This is a genomic window from Geobacillus sp. PK12 (genome assembly GCF_004123125.1).
Taxonomy (GTDB): Bacteria; Bacillota; Bacilli; order Bacillales; family Anoxybacillaceae; genus Geobacillus; species Geobacillus zalihae.
In genome coordinates this window covers 12,633-34,881 of sequence record NZ_SDKL01000040.1, presented here as the reverse complement: position 1 = coordinate 34,881, position 22,249 = coordinate 12,633, and the positions used below count along the sequence as shown (strand labels likewise).

The 22,249-nt window shown below is 54.7% G+C and carries 18 protein-coding genes, 1 pseudogene and 1 riboswitch; of the genes and pseudogenes, 7 read left to right on the top strand and 12 right to left on the bottom strand.

Annotated elements, in window-relative coordinates; all coding sequences use genetic code 11:
- Window positions 1-71 precede the first annotated feature (71 nt).
- The 7 genes from ETR37_RS13245 (at window position 72) to ETR37_RS13215 (ending at window position 7,261) form a co-directional block, all read left to right on the top strand.
- On the top strand, window positions 72-1,097 hold the full coding sequence (locus tag ETR37_RS13245; RefSeq protein ID WP_033006560.1) for an XdhC family protein: 1,026 nt from the start codon (window positions 72-74) through the stop codon (window positions 1,095-1,097).
- A complete protein-coding gene (pucB, locus tag ETR37_RS13240) occupies window positions 1,097-1,735 on the top strand; it encodes a xanthine dehydrogenase accessory protein PucB (protein ID WP_033006561.1) in 639 nt (212 codons plus the stop codon). The genes ETR37_RS13245 and pucB overlap by 1 nt, the downstream gene beginning before the upstream one ends.
- Window positions 1,722-4,049: a xanthine dehydrogenase family protein molybdopterin-binding subunit gene (locus tag ETR37_RS13235; RefSeq protein ID WP_060788171.1), complete on the top strand. Its 2,328-nt coding sequence runs from the start codon at window positions 1,722-1,724 to the stop codon at window positions 4,047-4,049. Before pucB ends, ETR37_RS13235 begins: the two co-directional genes overlap by 14 nt.
- The gene (locus tag ETR37_RS13230; protein ID WP_129447374.1) at window positions 4,036-4,878 is read left to right on the top strand and encodes an FAD binding domain-containing protein; all 843 of its coding nucleotides are present in this window, start codon (window positions 4,036-4,038) and stop codon (window positions 4,876-4,878) included. The genes ETR37_RS13235 and ETR37_RS13230 overlap by 14 nt, the downstream gene beginning before the upstream one ends.
- Window positions 4,879-4,899: 21 nt before the next feature.
- Window positions 4,900-5,385: a (2Fe-2S)-binding protein gene (locus ETR37_RS13225; RefSeq protein WP_020756509.1), complete on the top strand. Its 486-nt coding sequence runs from the start codon at window positions 4,900-4,902 to the stop codon at window positions 5,383-5,385.
- Between the two features lie 290 nt (window positions 5,386-5,675).
- Entirely contained in the window at window positions 5,676-6,104 is a 429-nt protein-coding gene (locus ETR37_RS13220) for a MerR family transcriptional regulator (RefSeq protein WP_015373901.1), read from the top strand.
- On the top strand, window positions 6,104-7,261 hold the full coding sequence (locus ETR37_RS13215) for an MFS transporter (RefSeq protein WP_015373900.1): 1,158 nt from the start codon (window positions 6,104-6,106) through the stop codon (window positions 7,259-7,261). Before ETR37_RS13220 ends, ETR37_RS13215 begins: the two co-directional genes overlap by 1 nt.
- A 188-nt stretch (window positions 7,262-7,449) precedes the next feature.
- Here the strand turns inward: ETR37_RS13215 and ETR37_RS13210 are convergent, their stop codons facing one another.
- From ETR37_RS13210 to ETR37_RS13160, 12 genes and pseudogenes are all read right to left on the bottom strand, one after another.
- Window positions 7,450-8,607: a saccharopine dehydrogenase family protein gene (locus tag ETR37_RS13210; RefSeq protein ID WP_129447373.1), complete on the bottom strand. Its 1,158-nt coding sequence runs from the start codon at window positions 8,605-8,607 to the stop codon at window positions 7,450-7,452.
- A 157-nt stretch (window positions 8,608-8,764) separates the two neighbouring features.
- Window positions 8,765-10,246, bottom strand: a complete 1,482-nt coding sequence (locus tag ETR37_RS13205) for an aldehyde dehydrogenase family protein (protein WP_129447372.1) — start codon at window positions 10,244-10,246, stop codon at window positions 8,765-8,767.
- 71 nt (window positions 10,247-10,317) lie between these two features.
- Window positions 10,318-11,973: a thiamine pyrophosphate-binding protein gene (locus tag ETR37_RS13200; protein WP_129447371.1), complete on the bottom strand. Its 1,656-nt coding sequence runs from the start codon at window positions 11,971-11,973 to the stop codon at window positions 10,318-10,320.
- A complete protein-coding gene (locus ETR37_RS13195) occupies window positions 11,970-13,148 on the bottom strand; it encodes an aminotransferase class I/II-fold pyridoxal phosphate-dependent enzyme (protein ID WP_122983778.1) in 1,179 nt (392 codons plus the stop codon). Before ETR37_RS13195 ends, ETR37_RS13200 begins: the two co-directional genes overlap by 4 nt.
- A 712-nt stretch (window positions 13,149-13,860) precedes the next feature.
- On the bottom strand, window positions 13,861-15,549 hold the full coding sequence (thiC, locus tag ETR37_RS13190; protein ID WP_060788177.1) for a phosphomethylpyrimidine synthase ThiC: 1,689 nt from the start codon (window positions 15,547-15,549) through the stop codon (window positions 13,861-13,863).
- 154 nt (window positions 15,550-15,703) lie between these two features.
- Window positions 15,704-15,817, bottom strand: a riboswitch (TPP riboswitch).
- Between the two features lie 135 nt (window positions 15,818-15,952).
- Window positions 15,953-17,206: a methyl-accepting chemotaxis protein gene (locus ETR37_RS13185; RefSeq protein WP_060788178.1), complete on the bottom strand. Its 1,254-nt coding sequence runs from the start codon at window positions 17,204-17,206 to the stop codon at window positions 15,953-15,955.
- 240 nt (window positions 17,207-17,446) lie between these two features.
- Window positions 17,447-17,860 (bottom strand): RDD family protein, encoded by a 414-nt coding sequence (locus ETR37_RS13180; RefSeq protein WP_015373893.1) that lies wholly within the window; start codon window positions 17,858-17,860, stop codon window positions 17,447-17,449.
- Between the two features lie 189 nt (window positions 17,861-18,049).
- The gene (locus ETR37_RS13175; protein WP_020754985.1) at window positions 18,050-19,576 is read right to left on the bottom strand and encodes a PP2C family protein-serine/threonine phosphatase; all 1,527 of its coding nucleotides are present in this window, start codon (window positions 19,574-19,576) and stop codon (window positions 18,050-18,052) included.
- Between the two features lie 6 nt (window positions 19,577-19,582).
- Entirely contained in the window at window positions 19,583-19,915 is a 333-nt protein-coding gene (locus tag ETR37_RS13170; RefSeq protein WP_033005556.1) for an STAS domain-containing protein, read from the bottom strand.
- Window positions 19,916-20,021: 106 nt separating this feature from the next.
- Window positions 20,022-20,243 (bottom strand): annotated as a pseudogene (locus ETR37_RS19815) (ATP-binding protein); the annotation flags it as partial.
- Window positions 20,224-20,385 carry a hypothetical protein gene (locus tag ETR37_RS19810; RefSeq protein WP_223810967.1) on the bottom strand — a complete coding sequence of 54 codons (162 nt, stop codon included), beginning with the start codon at window positions 20,383-20,385 and terminating at the stop codon, window positions 20,224-20,226. The pseudogene ETR37_RS19815 and the gene ETR37_RS19810, both read right to left, overlap by 20 nt.
- A 197-nt stretch (window positions 20,386-20,582) precedes the next feature.
- On the bottom strand, window positions 20,583-22,235 hold the full coding sequence (locus tag ETR37_RS13160) for a helix-turn-helix transcriptional regulator (protein ID WP_015373888.1): 1,653 nt from the start codon (window positions 22,233-22,235) through the stop codon (window positions 20,583-20,585).
- Between the last annotated feature and the right edge of the window lie 14 nt (window positions 22,236-22,249).

Genomic DNA, 22,249 nt, shown 5'->3' with positions numbered 1-22,249 from the left:
ATTTTATGGATCGTCCCGCCGCGCTTTCAACAACTTAGCCGCCTTTGGCGCCATGCGGAAGGAGGATGAGCATGGAAAGCTACTATGCTGTGCTCGAAGCGATCGCCGGCGCACCAGGCGACGGCGTGTTAGCCATCATCATCAGTGTGGAAGGCTCGGCTTATCAAAAAGAAGGAACATGCATGTGGATTGGCGCAAACGGGGAAACGGTCGGGCTGCTGAGCGGCGGATGCCTCGAAGAAGCGGTGGCGGCCTACGCGCGTGAGGTATTGGCGAACCGCCAGGCAACCGCTGTTTCGTTTGACTTGCGGACTGAGGATGATTGGTCGTGGGGGCAGGGCGCCGGCTGCAACGGCCTCGTCCACATTTGGCTCGAGCCGGTCACAAGCGACGCAAAACTCGATTGGCTGGCGCTCAAGCGTTGCCTTGACCGCGGCGAACATGTACTGATGGTCCGAAGCATCATGTATCCAGACGAGCGGCCGTTTTTCCAAAGCGAAACAGGCGAACAATTCGGCGGTTGCCGTCGGACGCCGCATCGGGAATGGCGCGAATGGCTTCACAAAACGCCGTTTTATCAAGGGCGAAGCGGTTTGTACGAAGTGGACGGGGAAACATTTTACGTTCAGCACTTTTGGCCAAAACCGCGCCTTGTCGTATTCGGCGCCGGATCAGACGCCCCGCCGCTCGTCTCAGCCGCCAAAGCCGCCGGGTTCTCCGTCACCGTAAGCGATTGGCGTCCGGCGTTTTGCCATCCATCCCACGTGCCGGACGCCGATGCCTTCGTCATGGGCTTTCCCCATGAAACTGTTCCGCGGCTTCGCCTAAACGAGCGCGACTTTGTTGTCATCATGACCCACCAGTTTGAACGCGACCGCGAACTCGTTTCCTTGTTAGCCGACATGCCACTCGCTTATCTCGGTGTGCTCGGTCCGCGGCGGCGCACGGACCGCCTCTTTCCTTCCGGCTCGACGCCTCCATTTGTCCGTTCGCCGGCAGGGCTTTCCATCGGCGCACGCGGTCCGTATGAGATCGCCGTCAGCATCACTGCCGAATTGATCAGCGTCCTTCGCAGGCGGTCAACGGAGAGAGTATGATGAGTCGCCCAACCATCGCTGGCATTTATTTGGCGGCTGGAGAAAGCCGGCGGATGGGAACGGATAAACGCGCTTTGCCCTGGGGGGAAAGCACGCTGGGCGCTGCCGGCCTTCAGGCTGCGCTTCATTCTTGCCTTGCGCCCGTCATCGTTGTCGTCCCTCCAGACGATGCGCTCGCGTGGCTTCCGGCTGAACTTCGGAATCATAAAAAGTGCCGCTTCGTCCGCTGCGCAGCCCATCATGGCGGTCAAGCGCATTCGCTTGCCTGCGGCCTGCAAGAAGCAGTCGCTAGCGGGGCCGACGCCGCCGCTGTGCTGCTCGCCGATCAGCCGTTTGTCACGTCTGAAACGATTGAGGTGCTGGCCGGCCTTTATCGCCGCCACCGTCCTGATTACGTCGCCTTCGCCCGCTTCGGCACGCCGATGCCCCCAGTCATTTTTGGAAAACAAATGTTTCCTTCCCTGCTTTCTCTAAAGGGCGATGCCGGCGGGCGTGCGCTCCTTCGCGACCCCCACTGGCGCGGCCTTTTGTATGAAGGCGGCGAAACAGCCAGCCTCGACATTGACACGAAAGATGATTATAAACATGCCGTCATCGTTCGAGAAGAAAAGGAGGGACGCCCCCATGGCCGTCGGTAAAAGCATTATCCGCAAAGAAGCGTGGGATAAAGTGACCGGCCGGGCGAAATATACGAACGATTTCAAAGAACAGGGGATGCTTCATGCCTCTTTGGTGACAAGCCCATACGCCCACGCGCGCATCCTCTCGCTGGAGGCACGCCGCGCGCTCGCCGCCCCCGGCGTCCATGCTGTTGTGACCGGTGAAGGGCTTCCGCTCACCGGTGAAGACATGCGCGATCGTCCGCCGATCGCCGTCGACAAAGTGCGCTACTATGGCGAAGTCGTCGCCGTCGTCGTAGCCGATACGCTCGCGCAAGCCGAACAAGCAGCCCGCCTCGTCCGCGTCGTTTACGAACCGCTTCCAGCCGTCGGCTCGCCGCGCGAGGCGTTGAAAGAAGGCGCTCCATTATTGCATGAACATCTCGACCGCTATGAAAAAAACAAAACGACTCATCCTGAGCCAGGGACAAACGTCGCCCACCGGACGAAAATCCGAAAAGGCAACATTGAACAAGGGTTTGCTGAAAGCGACGTCATCGTCGAAACAAGCGTATCGTTCGCCCCTTCCGATCATATCGCGATGGAAACACGCTGCGCCACGGCAGAAATTTGGCCGGACGGCACGATCCATATTTCCGCCTCCTCACAGTCACCGTTTATGATCAAGAAGTTGCTTCATACGTATTTTGGCGAAGAAACCGGCAAAGTCATCGTCCATACGCCGCTTGTCGGCGGCGCCTACGGAGGAAAAGCGCCCGTCCAGCTTGAGCTGCTTGCCTACCTTGCCTCCAAAGCGGTCGGCGGCCGAAAAGTGAGCGTCTGGAACAGCCGCGAGCATGACATGGTCACTTCGCCCGTCCATATCGGTTTGGAGGCAACCGTCAAAATCGGCGCGACAAAAGAGGGCTTGTTCAAGGCCATGGAAATCTTATTTCTATTTGACGGCGGGGCTTATTCCGACAAGGCGATCGATGTCAGCCGCGCCGCAGCCGTCGATTGCACCGGCCCGTACCATGTCGAAAACGTCTTTTGTGATTCATTGTGCGTCTATACGAATCGCCCGTACGCGACGCCGTTTCGCAGTTTTGGCCATTGCGAACAGGCATTTGCCGTCGAGCGGGCCATCGATGAATTGGCACGAACGCTTCAACTTGACCCATGGGAGGTGCGGCGCAAAAATGCCATCCGCCCGGGGCATACGACCCCGACGCAAGTGCGGCTCACGAAAAGCAACGTCGGCAACATATCAGCCTGCCTCGACCGGTTGCGCGAGCTGATGCGCTGGGACGAGTGGCAGCGCGTCGAAGTGGACGCTTATACGGTAAGAGCAAAGGGAATCAGCAGCGGCTGGAAAACATCGACGATCGACACAGATGCTAGCTCGGGCGTCATCTTAACGTTCAACTCCGACGGCAGTGTCAACGTCATCTCCGGCGTCGTCGAAATCGGAACCGGAACGAAAACGGTGCTCGCGCAAATCGTTGCTGAACGGCTGAAGATGGACGTCGATTGTGTCCATGTCAAAATGGATATTGATACGCAAACGACGCCGGAACATTGGAAAACAGTCGCCAGCCGCGGGACGTTTATGGCCGGACGTGCGGCGCTTGCCGCTGCCGACGACGCCATCCGTCAGTTAAAAGACATCGCCGCCTGCGTCTTGCGGGCCTCGCCGGACGATTTGGAAGTCGGGTTCGGGCGCGTCTTTTTGCGCGATGACCCGGCCATCTTTCTTCCGATCAAAGACATCGCCTATGGCTACAAGTTTCCGAACGGCAACGCCATCGGCGGGCAAGTGATCGGGCGCGGCCGCTACATTTTGCGCCACTTGACCCCGCTTGATCCGGAGACCGGCGCCGGCAAACCGGGACCGGAATGGGGCGTATGCGCCGAGGGAGTGGAAATTGAGTTCAACCGCCGCGACTACACGTATCGCATTGTCAAAGCGTATGCGGTCATTGATGCCGGCAAAGTGCTCAACCCAAAGGCAGCGCTTGGCCAAGCGATGGGGGCGATGAGCATGGGGCTAAGCTTTTCCAGCCGCGAAGGGTTTCTTTTTGACAACGAACAGCGCGTGTTAAACCCACAGTTGCGCACATACCGGCCGATTCGCTTCGGCGAACATCCAGAGTACATCGTTGAGTTTGTCGAAACGCCGCAAATCGATGCCCCATACGGCGCTCGCGGCATCGGCGAACATGGCTTGATCGGCATGCCCGCCGCCTTGGCAAACGCCTTGTCTCTCGCTGCCGGCGTGCCGCTCAATGAACTGCCGCTTGTGCCTGAACTCATTTGGCGGACACAGAAAGGGGACTCCTATGGTTCCGTTTGACTTTGCCTACTACCGGCCGCAGTCGATCGCCGAAGCGACAGCGCTGTTTGCGGCGCTCGAGCGGGATGGAAAACGACCGCTCTACTACGGCGGCGGCACGGAAATCATCACGTTGTCTCGGTTGAACCTTGTCCGCACCGCGGCCGTCATTGACATAAAATCGATCCCTGAGTGCCGGGCGCTTGAGGCGAGCGCCGATCCTCTCGTGCTTGGAGCGGCGCTCTCCCTCGCCGAGCTCGAAGAAGCAAATCCGTTCCCGTTATTGACAAAAGCGGCGCGAGAAGTCGCCGACCGGACAGCGCGCAACCAAATTACGCTCGGCGGCAACATCTGCGGACAAATTTTTTACCGTGAGACCGCACTGCCGCTATTCGTCGCCGAGGCGGATGTCATCATCGCCGGACCATACGGCATCAGGCAATGCCGCTTCCTTGACTTGTTTCATCAACAGCTGCAGCTTGGCCGCGGTGAATTTGTCGTCCAGTTCAAGGTTGACCGTGCCACCGCCACCCTGCCCCATTTCCACCGCAAGCGCCGCAAGCAAGGGGAAGTCGGCTACCCGCTTGTGACGATTGCAGCGCTGAAAAAAGACGGGACGGTTCGCGTTGCCCTAAGCGGCATCTGCCCGTTTCCGTTTCGCTCGGCTGACGTTGAGGCGCACCTCAACGACCGGAACCGCCCAGTTGGTGAACGAATCCAAGCAGCGGTTGACGCCTTCCCGCGCCCGATTTTGCACGATATTGAAGGCTCAGCAGACTACCGGCTGTTCGTGGCCGCCCAGCTGCTTGAAGATATGCTTCGTGAGCTCGGAGACGGAGAAACCGTCTAAACAGGAGGTGAGCATGCGGACATGGAGGAAACGACAAAGCGGGAGCTTGTGCTGCACGTTAATGGAGAACGAAGATCGATCGTCACTCGCCAAGCCGAAACGCTGCTGTTTGTTTTGCGCGATGGGCTGGGGCTGACCGGGGCCAAGCCAGGCTGTTTGAACGGCGACTGCGGCGCCTGCACCGTCTTAGTCGACGGCACGCCGATCAAATCATGCATGATGCTGGCTATCGAAACGGTCGGCAAAGAGATCACCTCGATCGAAGGGCTTGATGATGCCCCCATTCAGCACGCCTTCGTCCGCCACTTCGCCTTTCAGTGCGGCTATTGCACTCCTGGGTTCATTATGAACGCCCACGCGCTCATCGAGCGGCACCCAAACGCCGATGAGGCGACGATTCAAGAATGGCTGGAGTCGAATATTTGCCGCTGCACAAGCTATCAAGAAATTGAAGCGGCGGTCAAAGAAGTGCTCGAAGCCAAAAAAGCAAAACCAACAGATCCTTGACGAGCAATGGATATCCCGCACCCAATCGGGATATTCTTTTTTGATGCGGTATACATCTCATCGAAAAGGCTGGTGATTTACTAGGGCAACAGCTTCCCGGAATCGCTTCTCAAGTAGAAAATCCTTGTAGCATCAGCCCCTATTTTCACACGTTCACCCATCGATCAAGGAAAACAGCGGTTTTTCACCGGCCTTCTAAATAGCTATTGACAAAAATATAACGTTAACGTTAATGTTATGTTTGTAAAACAGATCGTTCACTGTGATCACGGGAAAGCGAGGGGCCCCGAATGGAGCGATTCAAAATCGATGACGTCGCCAAAGCAACCGGCCTAACAAAACGGACGATTCGCTATTATGAGGAGATTGGCTTGATCAAGCCGCCGGCGCGCAGCGAAGGCGGCACACGCCTTTATACAGCTGAGGACATCGAACGGCTGAAAAACATCGTTGCCGCGCGCGAAGTGCTCGGCTTTTCGCTGCAGGAGCTGCAGCATTTTTTGGCGCTGAAAGAAACGATGGAGACGCATCGGGCGGAATATCGACATGCGGCTGCTGGGAGCGAAAAACGGCGTGAACTGGAACAAATCAGCGCTGGATTGCGTCGGCAAATCGCCATGCTGGAAGAGAAAATGAAGAAGATGGCCATGCTGAAGCAAGAGCTGGAACAAATGGCAGAGCGGGTAGACGCCCTCTTGCAAGAAAGGAGAGAAGAATAGTGGAGGAAGGGAGAAAAACAAAGGCGCGATGGATTACCGTCGCCGCCGCCTTTTTAGCGTTTATGGGCATCGGGATCGTCGACCCGATTTTGCCGGTCATCGCCGAAAGCATCGGCGCCACCCATTGGCAAGTCGAAATGTTGTTTACCGCCTACATTTTGACGATGGCGGTCATGATGATCCCGGTCGGTCTTGTTGTCAACCGTATCGGCGATAAACAAATGATGGTGATCGGGCTTGGCCTCGTTACGATTTTTTCGTTGTTGTGCGGCTTTGCTTCTACTATCCCGCAGCTGTCGCTCTTTCGCGCCGGCTGGGGATTGGGCAATGCGACGTTTTTCGCCACAGCCATGACGTTGTTGATCGCGTTGACGCCGCAGGCAAGCACCGCGGTCGGCCTGTATGAAGCGGCGATCGGCCTCGGCATGGCCGGCGGTCCGCTCGTCGGCGGACTGCTTGGCCAACATTCATGGCGCTATCCGTTTATCGGCACGAGCGTCTTGATTTTCATTGCCTTTTTACTCGTCACCTTTTTCGTCTATGATCCGAACAAAGGAAAGCCGAAAAAAGCGGTCGGCCTGCAAGAAATGCGGCGGTTGCTTTCGTTCCCGCCATTTTTAAAAGGGGCGGTCGGCGGCATGCTTTACTATTACGGCTTTTTCGTCGTATTGGCGTATTCGCCTTTGATCATTGGACTGTCGGCCATCCAAATCGGCCTCGTTTTCTTCGGCTGGGGGCTCTGCCTTGCTTATGGCTCAGCGGTGCTCGCCCATCAGCTTGAGAAACAATATGAACCAAGGGAAATTTTGCCATACGGTTTGCTGATGTTCGCAGCCTTATTGCTGCTTCTTGTAGTCGCCAAGCCGACATGGCTTATGGTAACGCTCATCATTTTGTCTGGGCTCGTCTCCGGACTCAACAACGCTTTGTTTACAAGCTATGTGATGGAAACATCGCCATATGAGCGGGGAGTGACGTCCGGCACGTACAACTTCGTCCGCTGGCTCGGAGCGGCCATCGCTCCGGTGCTGTCCGGCATCATCGGCCACACCATTTCCTCAAAAGCACCGTTTATGGTCGCCATGGCGCTGGCGCTCATCGCCTTTCTGTTCCTTTCTTGGCGCAAGCGCAAGACTTCGGCACCCAAAACGGCATAGCCGTAAAAAAAACAGGCGATCACAATCATTTCGCGTCTAAAATCAGAAAACGCCCGTTCCAGACGGGAACGGGCGTTGTTCACAATTCGCTTCCCGGCCGCAGCCATTTTGTCATCGTGTTCGCGGCGGCGAAGCATTGCCCTTTTTCACGAAACTGCTTCCATCCTCCTGCTTATGGCGCTCGCTGTTCAGCTATGAACCGTCCGCTTCTCGCTGATAAGAACGCCGCGTTTTTTCATCTCGTCCATATACACATCCCCCGGAACGATTTGCTCCGGCGGATAGACGCCGCGCTTTGTGATCACCCCGCGGCCGATGAGCTGAGCGACAGCAGAAATCGTGTAGGCCGTCGTGCGCGCCATCGCCGTTACCTTGTTTTCGCGGTCATTAAACGTGACGGTCTCGTATTCCAATACCGTTTCCTTCCCGCCTTTTCGGCCGCCGACGATGACCCGAAGCAACACCACATCATCTTTTCCTTTCAAATCAAGCAGCGGCTTCAGGACGGAAAGCAGCACATCGCGCGGCTTGACTCTGCATCCATTGATCTCAACTTCCACATCGTTGCGCGTCAAATTCAAATCGACAAGCAGCTTGCATTTTTCCGCATGGCCGCGGTAGCGGATCGTTTTGTACTCGAGCCGCTTCAAGTTCGGAAACGAGCGCGAGAGCGTCGACGTCCCGCCTGAGGTGTGAAACGCTTCAAGCGGCCCGAACCGGTCAAAATAAATCGGCTCGACTTCCGAAAGGGACGGCACTTCCTGCTTTTGGCCGTTGCGGATGATCAAGGCCGGATCGGTGTAATGGTCAAGCAGCCCCTCGAGCGAAAACACATGGTTGTACTCCAGCGGCGGTTCGGGGCGGACGGGGATGCCGCCAACATACAGCAAGATGGATTCCACCTCATCGAGTTGACTCGCCCCATAGCCGGATAAAATGTTGATCATCCCCGGCGCGACGCCAAGGTCGGGGATGATGGTCACCCCAGCGGCTTGAGCTTGTTCATGCAGCTCAAGCACCCGGTCGGTGATATGGCCGATATGGCCGCCTAAATCAACGGAATGAACACCCGTTTCGATCGCTGTTTTCGCCACCGTTTCATTGAAGCGGTAAAACAAGGCATTGACGACGACATCATGCCCTTGCATGGCCGCTGCCAGTTGTTGCGGATCGCCGGCATCCACCCGCACAGCGGCAAGCTTTTTGGAATGAAGCTGCCGCACCGTCTGCTCCGCCTTGGCCAAATCGACATCCGCCAACGTCACCGCCTCAACATCTTGGCTTTGCACTAAATCGCGCGCCGCTTCTTTGCCCATCAGCCCCGCTCCAAGCACGAGCACTTTCATCGTTCTTTCCCCCTCTGTCACCGATTCTTTGCCATACGCTCACATGACAGCCGCTTTTTTCACATCTTTGCCGCGGCCGCTGCTTCGATTCACGATATAGGTTCCACGTTGATCTTCGCTTCTCTTTTGCCGACCATGTTGCAAGCGACAGCCCGGTTCAATCATCGGTATCGATTTGCGCCCGTTGCAGCTTGCCGCTGAAATCGACATAAATGCTCCGCCATTCGGTGAATACGTCAAGCGCAGCGACGCCGGAGTCGCGGTGGCCGTTGCCCGTCCCTTTCGTGCCGCCAAACGGCAAATGAATTTCCGCTCCCGTTGTGCCGGCGTTGACATACACGATGCCGGTGTCCAAATCGCGCATTGCTCGGAAGACGCGGTTGACATCGCGTGTGAAAATGGCGCTTGACAGCCCATAATCGACGCTGTTGTTGACGGCGATCGCTTCTTCCAAACTGCGGACGGACATGATCGATACAACCGGGCCGAAAATTTCTTCGCGGGCGATGCGCATATTCGGCGTGACATCGGTGAAAATCGTCGGCGCGTAATAAAAGCCGCGCGCATAGTCGCCCTCGCGCAATATATAGCCACCCACAAGCAGTTTCGCCCCTTCTTCTACGCCAATGCGCACGTAGCGGTCGATTTTTTGCAGCGCCTCTTCATGGATGACGGGTCCGACTTTGACCGTTTCATCCAACCCGTTGCCGATTTTCAATGCTTTCACGGCTTCAAGCAGACGCCGCTCAAGCTCCTGTTTCACCCGCTCATGGACGATGACCCGGCTGCACGCCGTGCACCGCTGGCCTGATGTGCCGAACGCACTCCAGATGATGCCGTCAACCGCCAATGTCAAATCGGCATCATCCATGACGATCACCGCGTTTTTCCCACCCATTTCGAGCGACACTTTTTTCAACAGCCGTCCGCATTTTTCCGCAATCACCCGCCCGACTTCATTCGATCCGGTAAATGAGATGACCTTGACATCAGGATGCTCGACGAGCGCATTGCCGACTGTCGGCCCGTCACCGTGGACCACATGAAACACTCCCGGCGGCAAGCCCGCTTCTTCAAAAATGCGAGCTAATTCCTGCGCCATGATCGGTGTCTCGGGCGCTGGCTTCCATACGACCGCATTGCCGGCCACAATCGCGGGGAACGACTTCCACGTTGCGATGGCAATCGGAAAGTTCCAAGGAGTGATGATGCCGACAACCCCCACCGGCACGCGGACGCTCATGGCAAATTTGTCTTTCAGTTCAGACGGCGTCGTATCGCCGAACAGCCGCCGCCCTTCCCCCGCCATATAAAACGCCATATCAATGCCTTCCTGCACTTCGCCGCGCGCTTCCTCGATCACCTTGCCCATTTCCATCGTCAACAGCCTTGCCAATTGTTCTTTCCGCTCCTTTAGCAGCATGCCGACTCGATATAAAACTTCCGCGCGTTTCGGCGCCGGCACGAGGGCCCACTGTCTTTGCGCTTCTTTGGCTGCTTGAACGGCCTCGTCAATATCGTTTGGCCCGGACATCGCCACCTCGGCAATCGTTTCCCCCGTCGCCGGATTGATCACCGGCGCAAATTGCCCGGTGCTTGGCTCCTTCCATTCTCCATTGATATAGTTTTGGATTTTCACTGTATACTCCCCCCCATTTTTCCAGATGATTTATTGAGATAATTTATACATTGAACGCCGAGCGATGATCGTCAGGACTTCCTCTTGGCCCGCAAGTCCTGGATCGTGGCGGCCACCGAAATGTGGTCCGGATCGGCCAACACCTCAATCACCGTCGGCTTCTTGGCCTCAAGCGCCAACAGAAGCGCTTCCGTGAACTGTTGTTCCGTCTGTACTTGGAACCCGCGGCCGTTTAGGCATTCTGCCAAACGGGCAAACGACACGCGGCCTAAATCGGTGCCGATGACCCGCCCCGGAAACTGCAATTCTTGATGCATGCGGATGGTGCCGTACATATGATTGTTAAACACAATGCTGATGATCGGAATATCGTATCGAGCGGCCGTTTCCAACTCCTGCACCGTCATCATAAAGCCGCCATCCCCGGATAAAGAAACGACGGTCCGGGCGGGAAAGGCCAGTTTCGCGCCAATGGCAGCCGGCATGCCATATCCCATCGCTCCTGACGTCGGGCCGATGTACGTGTGCCCATCCCCAAACGGGAAAAAAGCATGAAGCCAACCGGCGAAATTCCCGGCATCGTTCGTAATGACCGCATTTTTTAGCAAATGGCGCGCCAAACTGGCCATCACAGCTTCATAGAGATTGCGATGTTCCACCGGCAGCCTGGCCGTTTGTTCGTACCGTTTCCTCCGTTCAGCCGCCCATTCTTGCCAAGACGGCCGCACCGCGAGATCGAGCAAACGGGACAGCACTTCCTGACAGTCAGCCCAAACCGCGAGATCCGGTGCATACACTTTTCCGAATCCATCGCTGTCGATATCGATGTGAATCAGCGTCTGATTGGGAGAGAGCAAACGGTAATCTTGTGTCGTCACTTCCGATAGCCGCGTTCCCAACGCCATCACCACATCCGCCTGCTCGGCCGTTTCCATGACCGCTTTGTGCGCCCCTAGACCTAGGTGCCCGACATAGCACGGATGGTTGTGGGGAAACACGTCATGCCGCCGGAACGCCGCCATGACCGGAAGTGCATACTTTTCCGCCCATAAGCGCAGCAACTGCTCGGCTCCCGACCATTTAACGCCGCCGCCGGCAATCACGAGCGGCCGTTTGGCGCGCTTCAGAATCTCTTCAATGTTCTGTATATCCTCTTGCCTTGGTGCCGGCTTCGGCACATCAGTCTCGGCTATCACTGCTTCCGCTATCGTTTTGGAAAAGACATCTTCTGGCAGTGAAACGACGACGGGGCCGGGCCGCCCTGTTTTCGCGGTGCGAAACGCCCGTTGCACCAGCTCTGGCACCCGCTCGGCTTCGCGAATTTCGACCACCCATTTGGCAATCGGACGAAAAAACGCTTCCATATCGACTTCCTGAAATCCTTCACGCCCTAGGAAGCGGCTGTTCACTTGCCCCAAAAACACGACCATCGGAGTGGAATCTTGCCTCGCGGTATGGACGCCAATCGCCAAATTCGCTCCGCCAACCGCCCTTGTAGCCAGCACGACGCCGCACTTTTGCGACGCTTTCGCATACCCTTCCGCCATAAAGGAAGCACCCCCTTCATGGCGGGCGGAGATGAACTCGATGGATGGCTCATCATAGATGGCATCAAGCAGGGGCAAATAACTTTCCCCCGGCACACCAAACACATAACGGATTTGTTCCTGTTTGAAACATTCGACGATGGCTTGAGCCACCGTGATGTGACGCATCGTTCTCTTCATGGCGCCGATTCCTCCCAATCCACTTGCTTCCATCGTTCAACGGCTTGCTCTAGACGCTCCATCGGCGCTGACAGCGATACGCGGACATATCCTTCCCCTGCGGATCCAAACGCTGTTCCCGGTGTTACGATGACTCCCGCTTCTTCCAGCAGTTTGGCGGCAAATCGTTCGGACGAGTATCCGTCATAGACCGGGATCCACAAGAAAAAGGTCGCTTTCGGCCGCTGCACGTCGATGCCCAGTTCTCGAAGTCTCTCGGCCATCATATTCATGCGTTGTTCATAAATGCGGCTATTTTCTCGAATAAACGTCCGTCCGTTCGTCAAAGCGGCCACCGCCGCCTTCTGGATCGGAATAAACTGGCACGTATCCGTGTTGCTCTTGATCACCGAAAGCGCTCGAATCATGTCCCGGTTTCCGACTACGTATCCGATGCGGCAGCCGGCCATGTTATAGCTTTTGGACAACGATCCAAATTCCACCGCCACTTCCTTTGCCCCGTCCACCTGCAAAATGCTCGGCGCTTGAAAACCAGCAAACGTCACGAACGAGTAGGCCGCATCATGAGCAATGAACATCCGGTGGCGACGGGCAAGTGAAACGGCTTCGGCCAATACATCCAAATCGACAGCGGCGGCCGTCGGATTGCTCGGATAATTGAGAAACATGATTTTCGCTTGGTCATAAACGGACGAGGGAAGCGCATCAAACCGAGGAATATAACCATGTTGCGCATCGAGCGGCAGCGATCGGCTCTGGCCGCGGGCAAAATGGACGGCCGTCCGGTAGACAGGATAGCCCGGATCAGGCACTAAGGCGAGCTCGCCGGGATTGAGAACGGCTTGCAGCAAATGGACGATTCCTTCTTTCGAGCCGATTAACGCCAACACCTCGGTCTCCGGATCGAGCTTGACGCCATATTCCCGTTCATAAAAACGCGCGACCGCTTCCCGATACTCCCTGCAGCCGCCATACGGCGAATACGTATAGTGTTCTGGCGCATCGAGCGCTTCTTTCAACGCTTCGATGACAAAGGAAGGGGGCGGCAAATCGGGGGCGCCGATCCCTAAATCAATGACATCGACCCCGAGCTTTAGCAGTTCTTCTTTTTTCTTCTGAAATCGGGAGAACAAATATGGCGGCATCGTCTGCACAATATCGGAAAATGTGTTCAATCCCATCCCTCCTCATGGCCCTTCGTTTCAGTTTATGCGCACGCCCATCACCCTCATGCCCGTCTCACGTTCAAGAAGCAGCCTATAATACCAATGGCTTTCTCACATCAAGACATCATCAAAATCTTTTTTCTCGAATAGCAGGCTTTTTCACGAAGCTGCTAGAAGGCCGGTGATTTACTGGAGCAACAGCTTACTGGAATCGCTTCTCAAGTAGAAAAAGCTTGTAGCATCGACCCTATTTTCACACGTTCACCCATCGATCAAGGCAAACAGCGGTTTTTCACCAGCCTTCTGGAAAAACGCGATCCAACCATCTGAAACCCGACCCTTTCGCCATAAAAAGAAGCGGCCGGCATCATCCACGGTTCGATGACGCAACTGGCCGCTGTCTATGGAAGCGAAGCGCCGGCGAAGGCGTCGCGATAGACTGCGCAGTTTTCCCCTCATGATCATTCTATGATTCAAAATTTGCACCTTATGCCATTATCATAATCCATCTGAAACGATTTGTAAATATATTTTTTGAAAATTATATATTTTAAAAATAATAAAGAACCACACCAATTTGCACAACAAACAAGAGGGGCGATGAACGTTCGCCCCCCTCCGCTGCTTCGATCAGCACTGAGCGCTTTCCAGCTCATGCTTTTTCCGTTGATCGAACTTCCATATCCTCTCCACCATGCCGAGCATCGCAGCCCGCTTCTTGTCATTGATACAGCGATGACCCTTGCCGAATAAATTGTTGCGCTTTTTCTTTCATCCCCTCCTCTTTGATTTTCCGTTGCAGTTCATGTGAAATGTTCATGGAACAAAATTTCGGCCCGCACATCGAACAAAAATGAGCCGTTTTCGCCGCCTCAGCCGGCAATGTTTCATCATGGTATTCGCGGGCCCGTTCCGGATCGAGGGATAAATTGAACTGATCGTTCCAACGAAATTCAAAGCGCGCTTTCGAGAGCGCATCGTCACGCTGCTGAGCGGCTGGATGCCCTTTTGCCAGATCAGCCGCATGGGCGGCGATTTTATAGGCCACGACCCCGGCGCGTACGTCCTCTTTATTCGGCAGCCCTAAATGCTCTTTCGGCGTTACGTAACAAAGCATCGCCGTTCCATAAGCGCCGATGATCGCGGCGCCAATCGCTGACGTAATATGGTCATACCCGGGCGCGATGTCGGTGACAAGCGGCCCTAACGTATAAAACGGCGCCCCGTGGCAAATTTCCTGTTCCTGCTCGACATTTTCGCGAATTTTATGCATTGGAATATGTCCGGGCCCTTCGATCATCACCTGCACATCATGCTTCCAGGCGATTTTCGTCAGCTCGCCGAGCGTCTTGAGTTCCGCAAACTGCGCCTCATCGTTCGCATCGGCGATGGAGCCGGGACGCAAGCCGTCGCCAAGGGAGATCGCGACATCGTATTGTTTCAAAATCTCGCAGATTTCTTCAAAATGCGTATACAAAAAGTTTTCTTCATGGTGGGCCAAACACCATTGGGCGATGATCGAGCCGCCGCGCGAGACAATTCCGGTCGTCCGGTTGGCGGTGAGCGGAATGTAATGAAGCCGCACACCGGCGTGGATCGTCATGTAGTCGACTCCTTGTTCAGCCTGCTCGATGAGCGTCTCGCGGTACACGTCCCATGTCAGCTTCTCCGGCACCCCTCCTACCTTTTCGAGCGCCTGATAAATCGGCACCGTTCCCACGGGGACCGGCGAATTGCGGATGATGTACTCGCGCGTTTCATGAATGTGTTTGCCGGTCGATAAATCCATGACCGTATCGGCGCCCCAACGCACCGCCCAAAGCAATTTTTCCACTTCGTCTTCAATCGATGAAGAAACAGCCGAGTTGCCGATATTGGCATTAATTTTCACATGGAAACGACGGCCGATGATCATCGGCTCACTCTCGGGGTGATTAATGTTCGCCGGAATGATCGCCCGTCCGGCCGCTACTTCCTGGCGAACGATTTCGGGGTCGATTCGTTCACGGATGGCGACGAACTCCATCTCTGGTGTGATGATTCCCCGTTTGGCGTAATGCATTTGTGTCACGGTTTTTCCGGGCTTTGCCCTCAATGGACGGCGCACGAACGGCAGCGGGCGGACGCCGGCGGTCGCTGATGGCTTCACTTCTTCGACATCGCCGCGCTCGACAATCCAGCGGCGGCGAAGAGGAGGCAAGCCTTTCTCCACGTCCGGTTCAAAATCGGGATCCGTATACGGGCCCGTCGTATCGTAGACGCGCACCGGTTTGTTTTCCACCATTCCTTGCGGCGTTTTCGTTGGCGACAAAGCAATTTCTCTCATCGGCACGCGCACATCCGGACGCGACCCTTCGATGTACACTTTGCGGCTTTCCGGAAACGACATAAACGAGCGGATGTTTTCCATGCGGCTTTCCTCCTTTGAAATGGTGGTTGAGACCTGCAGCCGCACCAGCAAAAGAGAGGCAAAAACGGGGGATATTTACGCAAAAACGGGTTCCGCAAAACGAACGGAACCCGATCAAGGCAAAAAGGCCAAATGAACAGCCTGTGCGTCCATCTGTTCCCGCTGCCTGCTTCCCTACGCTGGCATGACCCAGATCAGGTTCAAAGGGTCAAAGAACTTCATCGCGTTCTTTTCTCAGCCCGGCTCTCGGACTCCCCCAGCAGATAAGCGTATCACAATGATGACTGACTTTTTTTATTTTATCAGGCAATTGGCAAAGATGCAAACCATTTTATTCCAAACGTTGACTCCCACACGTCGTTTGAAAGCCCCTCTTTCTCGAAGAAAGCGTCCTTTTCCTCACTCACACAGAAAATTTCTTCAGCATTGCCCGCATCTCGTCCGCCATTTGACCGAGCGATGTCGACGAAGAGGCGATTTCCTCGACGGAAGCCATTTGTTCCTGCGTCGCTGCCGATACGTTGGCCGCACCGGACGCTGACTGTTCGACAATATTGGTCATCTGTTGGAGTGCGTCGTTCACTTGGCGGGCATGCTCCGTCATTTGCTCGATGGCGGACGATACTTGTCCAATTTGTTTGCTCACTTGGCCGACCTCCTCGCGAATATGGGCAAATGATTGGCCGCATGCCGCCGCCACGTTCAATCCTTTCGCCACTTCGGAGATCACCTGTTCGGCAGACGCAACCGCCCGCTTCGTTTCTTCTTGAATGTAACCGATCAGCTCGGAAATTTGTTGCGCTGAGCGCGCTGATTGTTCTGCGAGCTTCCGCACTTCATCCGCGACAACCGCAAACCCTTTCCCTTGCTCGCCGGCGCGCGCCGCTTCGATCGCCGCATTGAGCGCCAACAAATTCGTCTGCGACGCAATGCCGGTGATCGCTTCCGTAATCTGTCCAATCTCGTTGGAGCGCTCCCCAAGCCCTTTCACCACCTGGCCGAGCGTTTGCACATGATCGTAAATGAACTGCATTTGCTCGGACATTTGTCCGATTGACTGCTTGCCGTCCTCTGCTTTCGCCGATGTTTTCTCAGCCCGGTGCGCCACTTCTTTCGTATGGAAAGCGACGTCGCTCAATGTTTGGGAAATATCATGCACGGACGCGGCGGTGGTGCGGACAGCATCGGCCTGCTCCTCCGCACTTGCCGCAAGCGTTTCCATCGTTGTCGCAATTTGCTCTGTCGCTTTCGTCGTCTGTTCGGCGACGGCGGCAAGCTGCTGAGAATATTGCGCTACTTCTTCGGCATGATGTTGGATTTGCCCCATCACACTTTGCCAAGCGTTTGCCATATCGTTTAACGACGCCGCAATCGGCCGCAGCTGCTGCACGCGATCAAGCGGTATGCGCGCCGTCAAATCTCCGCCTGTCATCTTGCCTAAATGTTCGTTAATAACGGCAATCGGGGCAACAAACCGTCGATAGTTGAGCGTTGCCGAAACGAAGCCGAGCATCGCGCCAAACAGCACCGTAGCAACAAGCGTCCACCAAAATGCCGCCCCGCGAATGCCGTTGACCAGGCATGTGGCCATGCCGATCGCCGCTGTGCCAGGGATGACGATGAACATGGTGCGGATGATATAACTTGCTAATGACAAAACGCTCTCCTCCTTTTGCCATGATGCAAACACCTTTCTTATTTCTTTACCACATAAATAGATTCGTGAATGAACGTTCATTTTCCTTCCTAGCCCTAATCATGAATAGGGGTGGTTGCAAAGTTTTCTGATCTAACAAGGACCCGCTCAAAAACATCATGCTTTTGATCGCCTATAATCGGTGACGAAAATAAGAAAAGGCGCCCCGTTCGATTGGGGCACCACCTGTTGTTTTCCGCTTTACACCGCCGGTTTTTCCGTTGTCACATACGTTCCAGCGATAAAATCGTGAATGGAGCGTTTGTCTTCTCTCGCCGCGACCATAATCGCACTAATGATGAGACCAATGCCGAACGTGATAAAGTATACGAGTCCGCCAACGAACGAGCGCAAAAACATCGTGCCGATGCCGACTTTTCCGCCGTTGACTTTCGCAATCCGGATGCCAAGCATCCGCTTGCCGACCGTATATCCGTACCAAACAGCCGGAACGATTAACGCGTAAAGGATGTTCGCTAATGACGTAAACCAGTTCGTTTCCCAACTGCCAGTGATGAAATAGCCGATGATCGAAATCGGAATACCGACGACAATCGCATCCAACAAGTTAGCCAACAGCCGCTTCCAAAATCCAGCCGGATTTGTCACCGCCATATGCCTTCCCTCCTGTTGCCTTTTCTATATTGTATTCTCCATTAACAGTATAATTGTCTTCATTTTACCGTAAATGGCGTATAAAAGAAAATCGGTTTTTTCGACATCACATCGATTTTTTGCTTCGATGCGGTGGTCCCTGCTGCACACGCTCAAGATGATGGAATCGATCTTCTTGCAGCAATTTCTTTAGCCCAGCTTCGCCACCACAGCCGAAAAATCGTCTGGAAGCGGCCCTTTTTGCGCAAAATGGCGGCGCAGATGGTCCAAAAGCACTTGCTCGTCCAATAAAATATGCGGCGCCAGCGCATCGCGGAACGCTTCAATCTTTTGCCGGACGGAACCCGTTTCCCCTTCGATCGCCCCGTCGGAATACAACACAAGCGTCGCCCCCGGCTCGTAGCGCAACCGGCCGCTGTCGACAAAAAGGCGCGGAAGCAGCCCGATCGGCGCGCAGCCGCGGTCCAACTCCGCCACCGTTCCATCCGGTTGGAACAAAAACCCCGGCGGATGGCCGGCTGATGCATATTCAATCATCCGTTCCTTGACATCCACCAGAACATATACGGCGGTGAAATAATACGTCATCCGCCCGTTTTCATGGTACAACTGGCGCATATGGCGGTTCAACTCGCGAAACACTTCCGTCGGAACGATCCCTTTGCGGATGACGCCGTTTAAGAGCGAGCGGACCGACATGCAAATGAGCGAAGCCGCTGCCCCATGACCCATCACATCCATTAAAAAAATGCCGTACCGCTGTTTGTCGATCGGATACCAGGCGTACATATCGCCACCCAGCTCCCGCGATGGGATGTACGTTCCGGCAATCTGGATTCCTTTGGCCGACAACGGCTTGCTCAACACGCGCTTTTGCACCTCGCGGGCCAGCCGCAAGTCATCTTTCATCGCTGCGATGTATAGGTTCTCGTAAGTTGGACCGGCAAATAAAAACAAGTAAAACGCGATTTCTCCATCATGGCCGGGCACAGCCCGCACCGTCGTCTGCCTGACATAGACCGAACCGTTTTTCCGCCGCCAGCGCACCCACCCCCTCCATTCTCCACTTTCCCCAGTGCTCGCTTGAATCACCTCATAAAGCCAGGCCTCGTAATAACCCGCGTAAAGCGTATGCAACGGCTGACCGACAATCTCTACATCATGACCAGTGATTTTTGTGAACGCCGGATTGACAAACTGAACGACAAACTGGCCATCGGTGACGAGCATCGCCTGTTCCATCGCTTTGTACACTTGTTCAGCGAGCTGTCGTTCATTCTCGTTTCGCTTTGCTTCTGTCAGATCAGCGACAAACCCGCTGACGAGCCTCACTTCCCCGAATTGATCAAGCACAGGAAACGTCCGTTCAAGCACCCAACGGACAGAGCCATCCCGCTGATTGATGATGCGATACGTCTGGGCGCCCGCATCCGCTCCTGAAAGAAGCGACCATTTTCTTTCCGCCTTGGCGCGGTCATCTGGGTAAGCCACCTTTGCCCATATGTCTTGATCGTGGTAAAAGTCGTCCGGAGGTAGGCCGTACAGCTGCTCGCATGATGACGAAATGAACAAGAGCCGCCTTCGTTCCGGCGTTGCGAGCCAATACACATAGTCGCCCGGCCCAACGAACACATTCATTTTTTCCAAGCCGAGAAGCAACTCCCGCCACGCGAGGTGGTCATAACGTTGAACATGTTCCCAAAACCCATCCACCATAGAACGTCATTCTCCACTGAAATAATCCATGGCTTCCTTCTCTGTGGCAAATAGTTTGATAAACGAAGAAAATTTGACAATATGGAAAATTTCTGCAAGCGACCCTTCCACTCCGGCAATGACCAACTCTTTTTGTCGGGCTCTCGCCTCCATGACGCTGTCAGCGATGACACCGAGTCCGGCGCTGTTTATGTAGTTGACCCCCTCCATGTTGACGATCAATTGATCCGCCTGTTTGTCCAGCAGCCTTTCCAGCGCTTGACGGAACGATTCGACGTTGTTTAAGGTAATATCTTCTGCCCATGTCAGCGCGCAAATTGCCCCTTGTCTCATCCTCATCTTGCTTCCTCCAATGGTCACTCATTTTTTTGCATTTGCACATGCAAAACAAGACGTTGTTTCCCGCTCGCTTCACGTATACATCGTCGACAATATGGGTGATCAGCTGCAGCCCTCTGCCGCGCGGCCCTGTGTTGACGACATCGGTTTGGGCTACGGAGAAGCATCCTCCTCGCTGTTTGACAATGATCATAAACTGTCTCGCTTCCATTTTCCAAAATATCCTAAATGGCAGTTTTCTCGTTTTTTGACAATATTCATACGCATTCGTGCACGCTTCCTCTGTCGCGAGCCGAAGAAAAAGGCAATCACGCGGCAAAAACCCCATTCTCTTCGCCAGTTCCTCGGTAATGTCCATCGCTTTTAAAATGTCCGCCGTTTTCATGATCGCCATCGTTCGGATCATGGTCCTGGGCTTCATCGGCATTTCCCCTATCTTTGTTATGCTTATACACCGGCCAAAGCAACATGGCAGCTTTTCCACTATCGCACGTTCCAGCGCTGGGGAAAACGGATTCGAATGCTATTTTTCTCCTTTATTGTTCCATCTATCGAAAAATAGTTCTTATTTACTACAATTCATTATAATACAAAATGGGGCTCATTCCAATTTCCTACATCCAAAAAAAAAAGACATCATGGCACCCATCGTCCAATGATGTCCCCCTTAACGGCGCTGCCGGCGGTGGTTTAGTTGATACACAAGGGCAATCAACTGTGACCGATCGTTGACGCCAATTTTTTGAAAAATGTTTGTAATATGATTTTTCACGGTATGGACGCTAATGAACAGCCGTTCTGAAATTTCGCGATTGCTGCAGCCTTGAATGAGCAGCTCCAATACATCCATCTCCCGGGCCGTCAACTGCTTGGACAACATGTCGATATTGACCGTCCCATCATTCCCACCGTGAGCCTTGCCGCTGATCATCATCGCCCCAATCGCGGCCAACGCCGTCATATACACTTCCGCCTCTTTCGCTTCCCTTTCTTTCTTTATATGAACGGCGAGAACGCCATAGCGGCCATCGCTGACGAAAAACGGCACTTCCATCACCGATTTGCCCTCAACATCAAGCAGCGCCGGCACCTCGCTTTTCGCCTTCTCGCCGTGACAGCCATAGCGACGGCAGACATCATCCCGATAACGAACAGCCATTTCTACGTCCATCGCTCCTTCGCGGACAACGGCTGTTTGGCCATCGCTAGACCATACCACGCAGACGAAATCGCCGTAAGCGAGCTCCGCGGCAAATTCGGCCATCATCCGGATGATGTCTTCCTCGTTCTGCACCACACGCATGGCCCGTCCAATTTCCATCAACATCGACAGGCGCATCAAGTGGCGGTCCATTTTCATATCAACCTCTGTACATTTAGCCAGGAGCAGCCAATGTTGAACGAGGGCGGAACCGACCGAACGAAGCGCCGCCGGCAGTGAAGAGGACGCCTCGCTGCCGATCATGATCCATCCTTCCACTGCTTTCCCGTACGTCGCCGGATACGCAATCATCGCTTTCGGACGGATGCCATGGCGAACAAAAAAGGAAAAGCGTGGATCCAAAGCGGCATCTTGAACGTAAACCGAACGAAGCGGCGGCTCCGAAGACGAAAGCGGCGGAAACAACGCATCGATCATCTTGCCGCGCAGCTTTCCGGCCTTTTCCCCGCTTGCCGCCGCCACCATCCATCCTTGCGGACATTTGGCGATATACAACGCCATATCGACGCGTTCATCGAACGCCCGCAACTCAAAAAGCAGCTTGTCCACGTCCGCTAGGGCGGAGCTGTCCGCAACCACTGCTTCGAGCCGTTTTCCGTATTCACAGCATTGTTGCTTGCGGCGCTCGCCGCTGATTAATTCCCCGCATATGACCGCCATCTTTTCTATATCTTTTAACTTCGCTTCGACCGCCCGCGCCGGCAACGCCGCCACCTGTTCGATCGCTGACATCCATTCTCCAGTGTCCATCAGCGGTTGTTCGCAAATGAGCCATTTCGTTTCTTCCTCGATAAACACGCCTGCCCAAATCCAATATTCCGCCTTCTCATCGACAAACACGGGAGCGACGATGCTCTTCATGCCAAAACGCCCGACCGGCACGACCGATGGACGCTGCCATCCGTCCATGACAAGCTCCTGCGGGCAGAAAAACGATGGCGCTTCCCTTTTAGCGGCAAACAAAACGAACTCCGCCAACTCGGTCATATTCGATACTTTCGTCACGGGAGCGCCGTGATCATCGACGATCAGCATGCTCAACTCCGTCAATGCCGCGTATGCATCTTGAATATATTGCAACGATTCACGGATCACCACGCCTTCAACTCTCC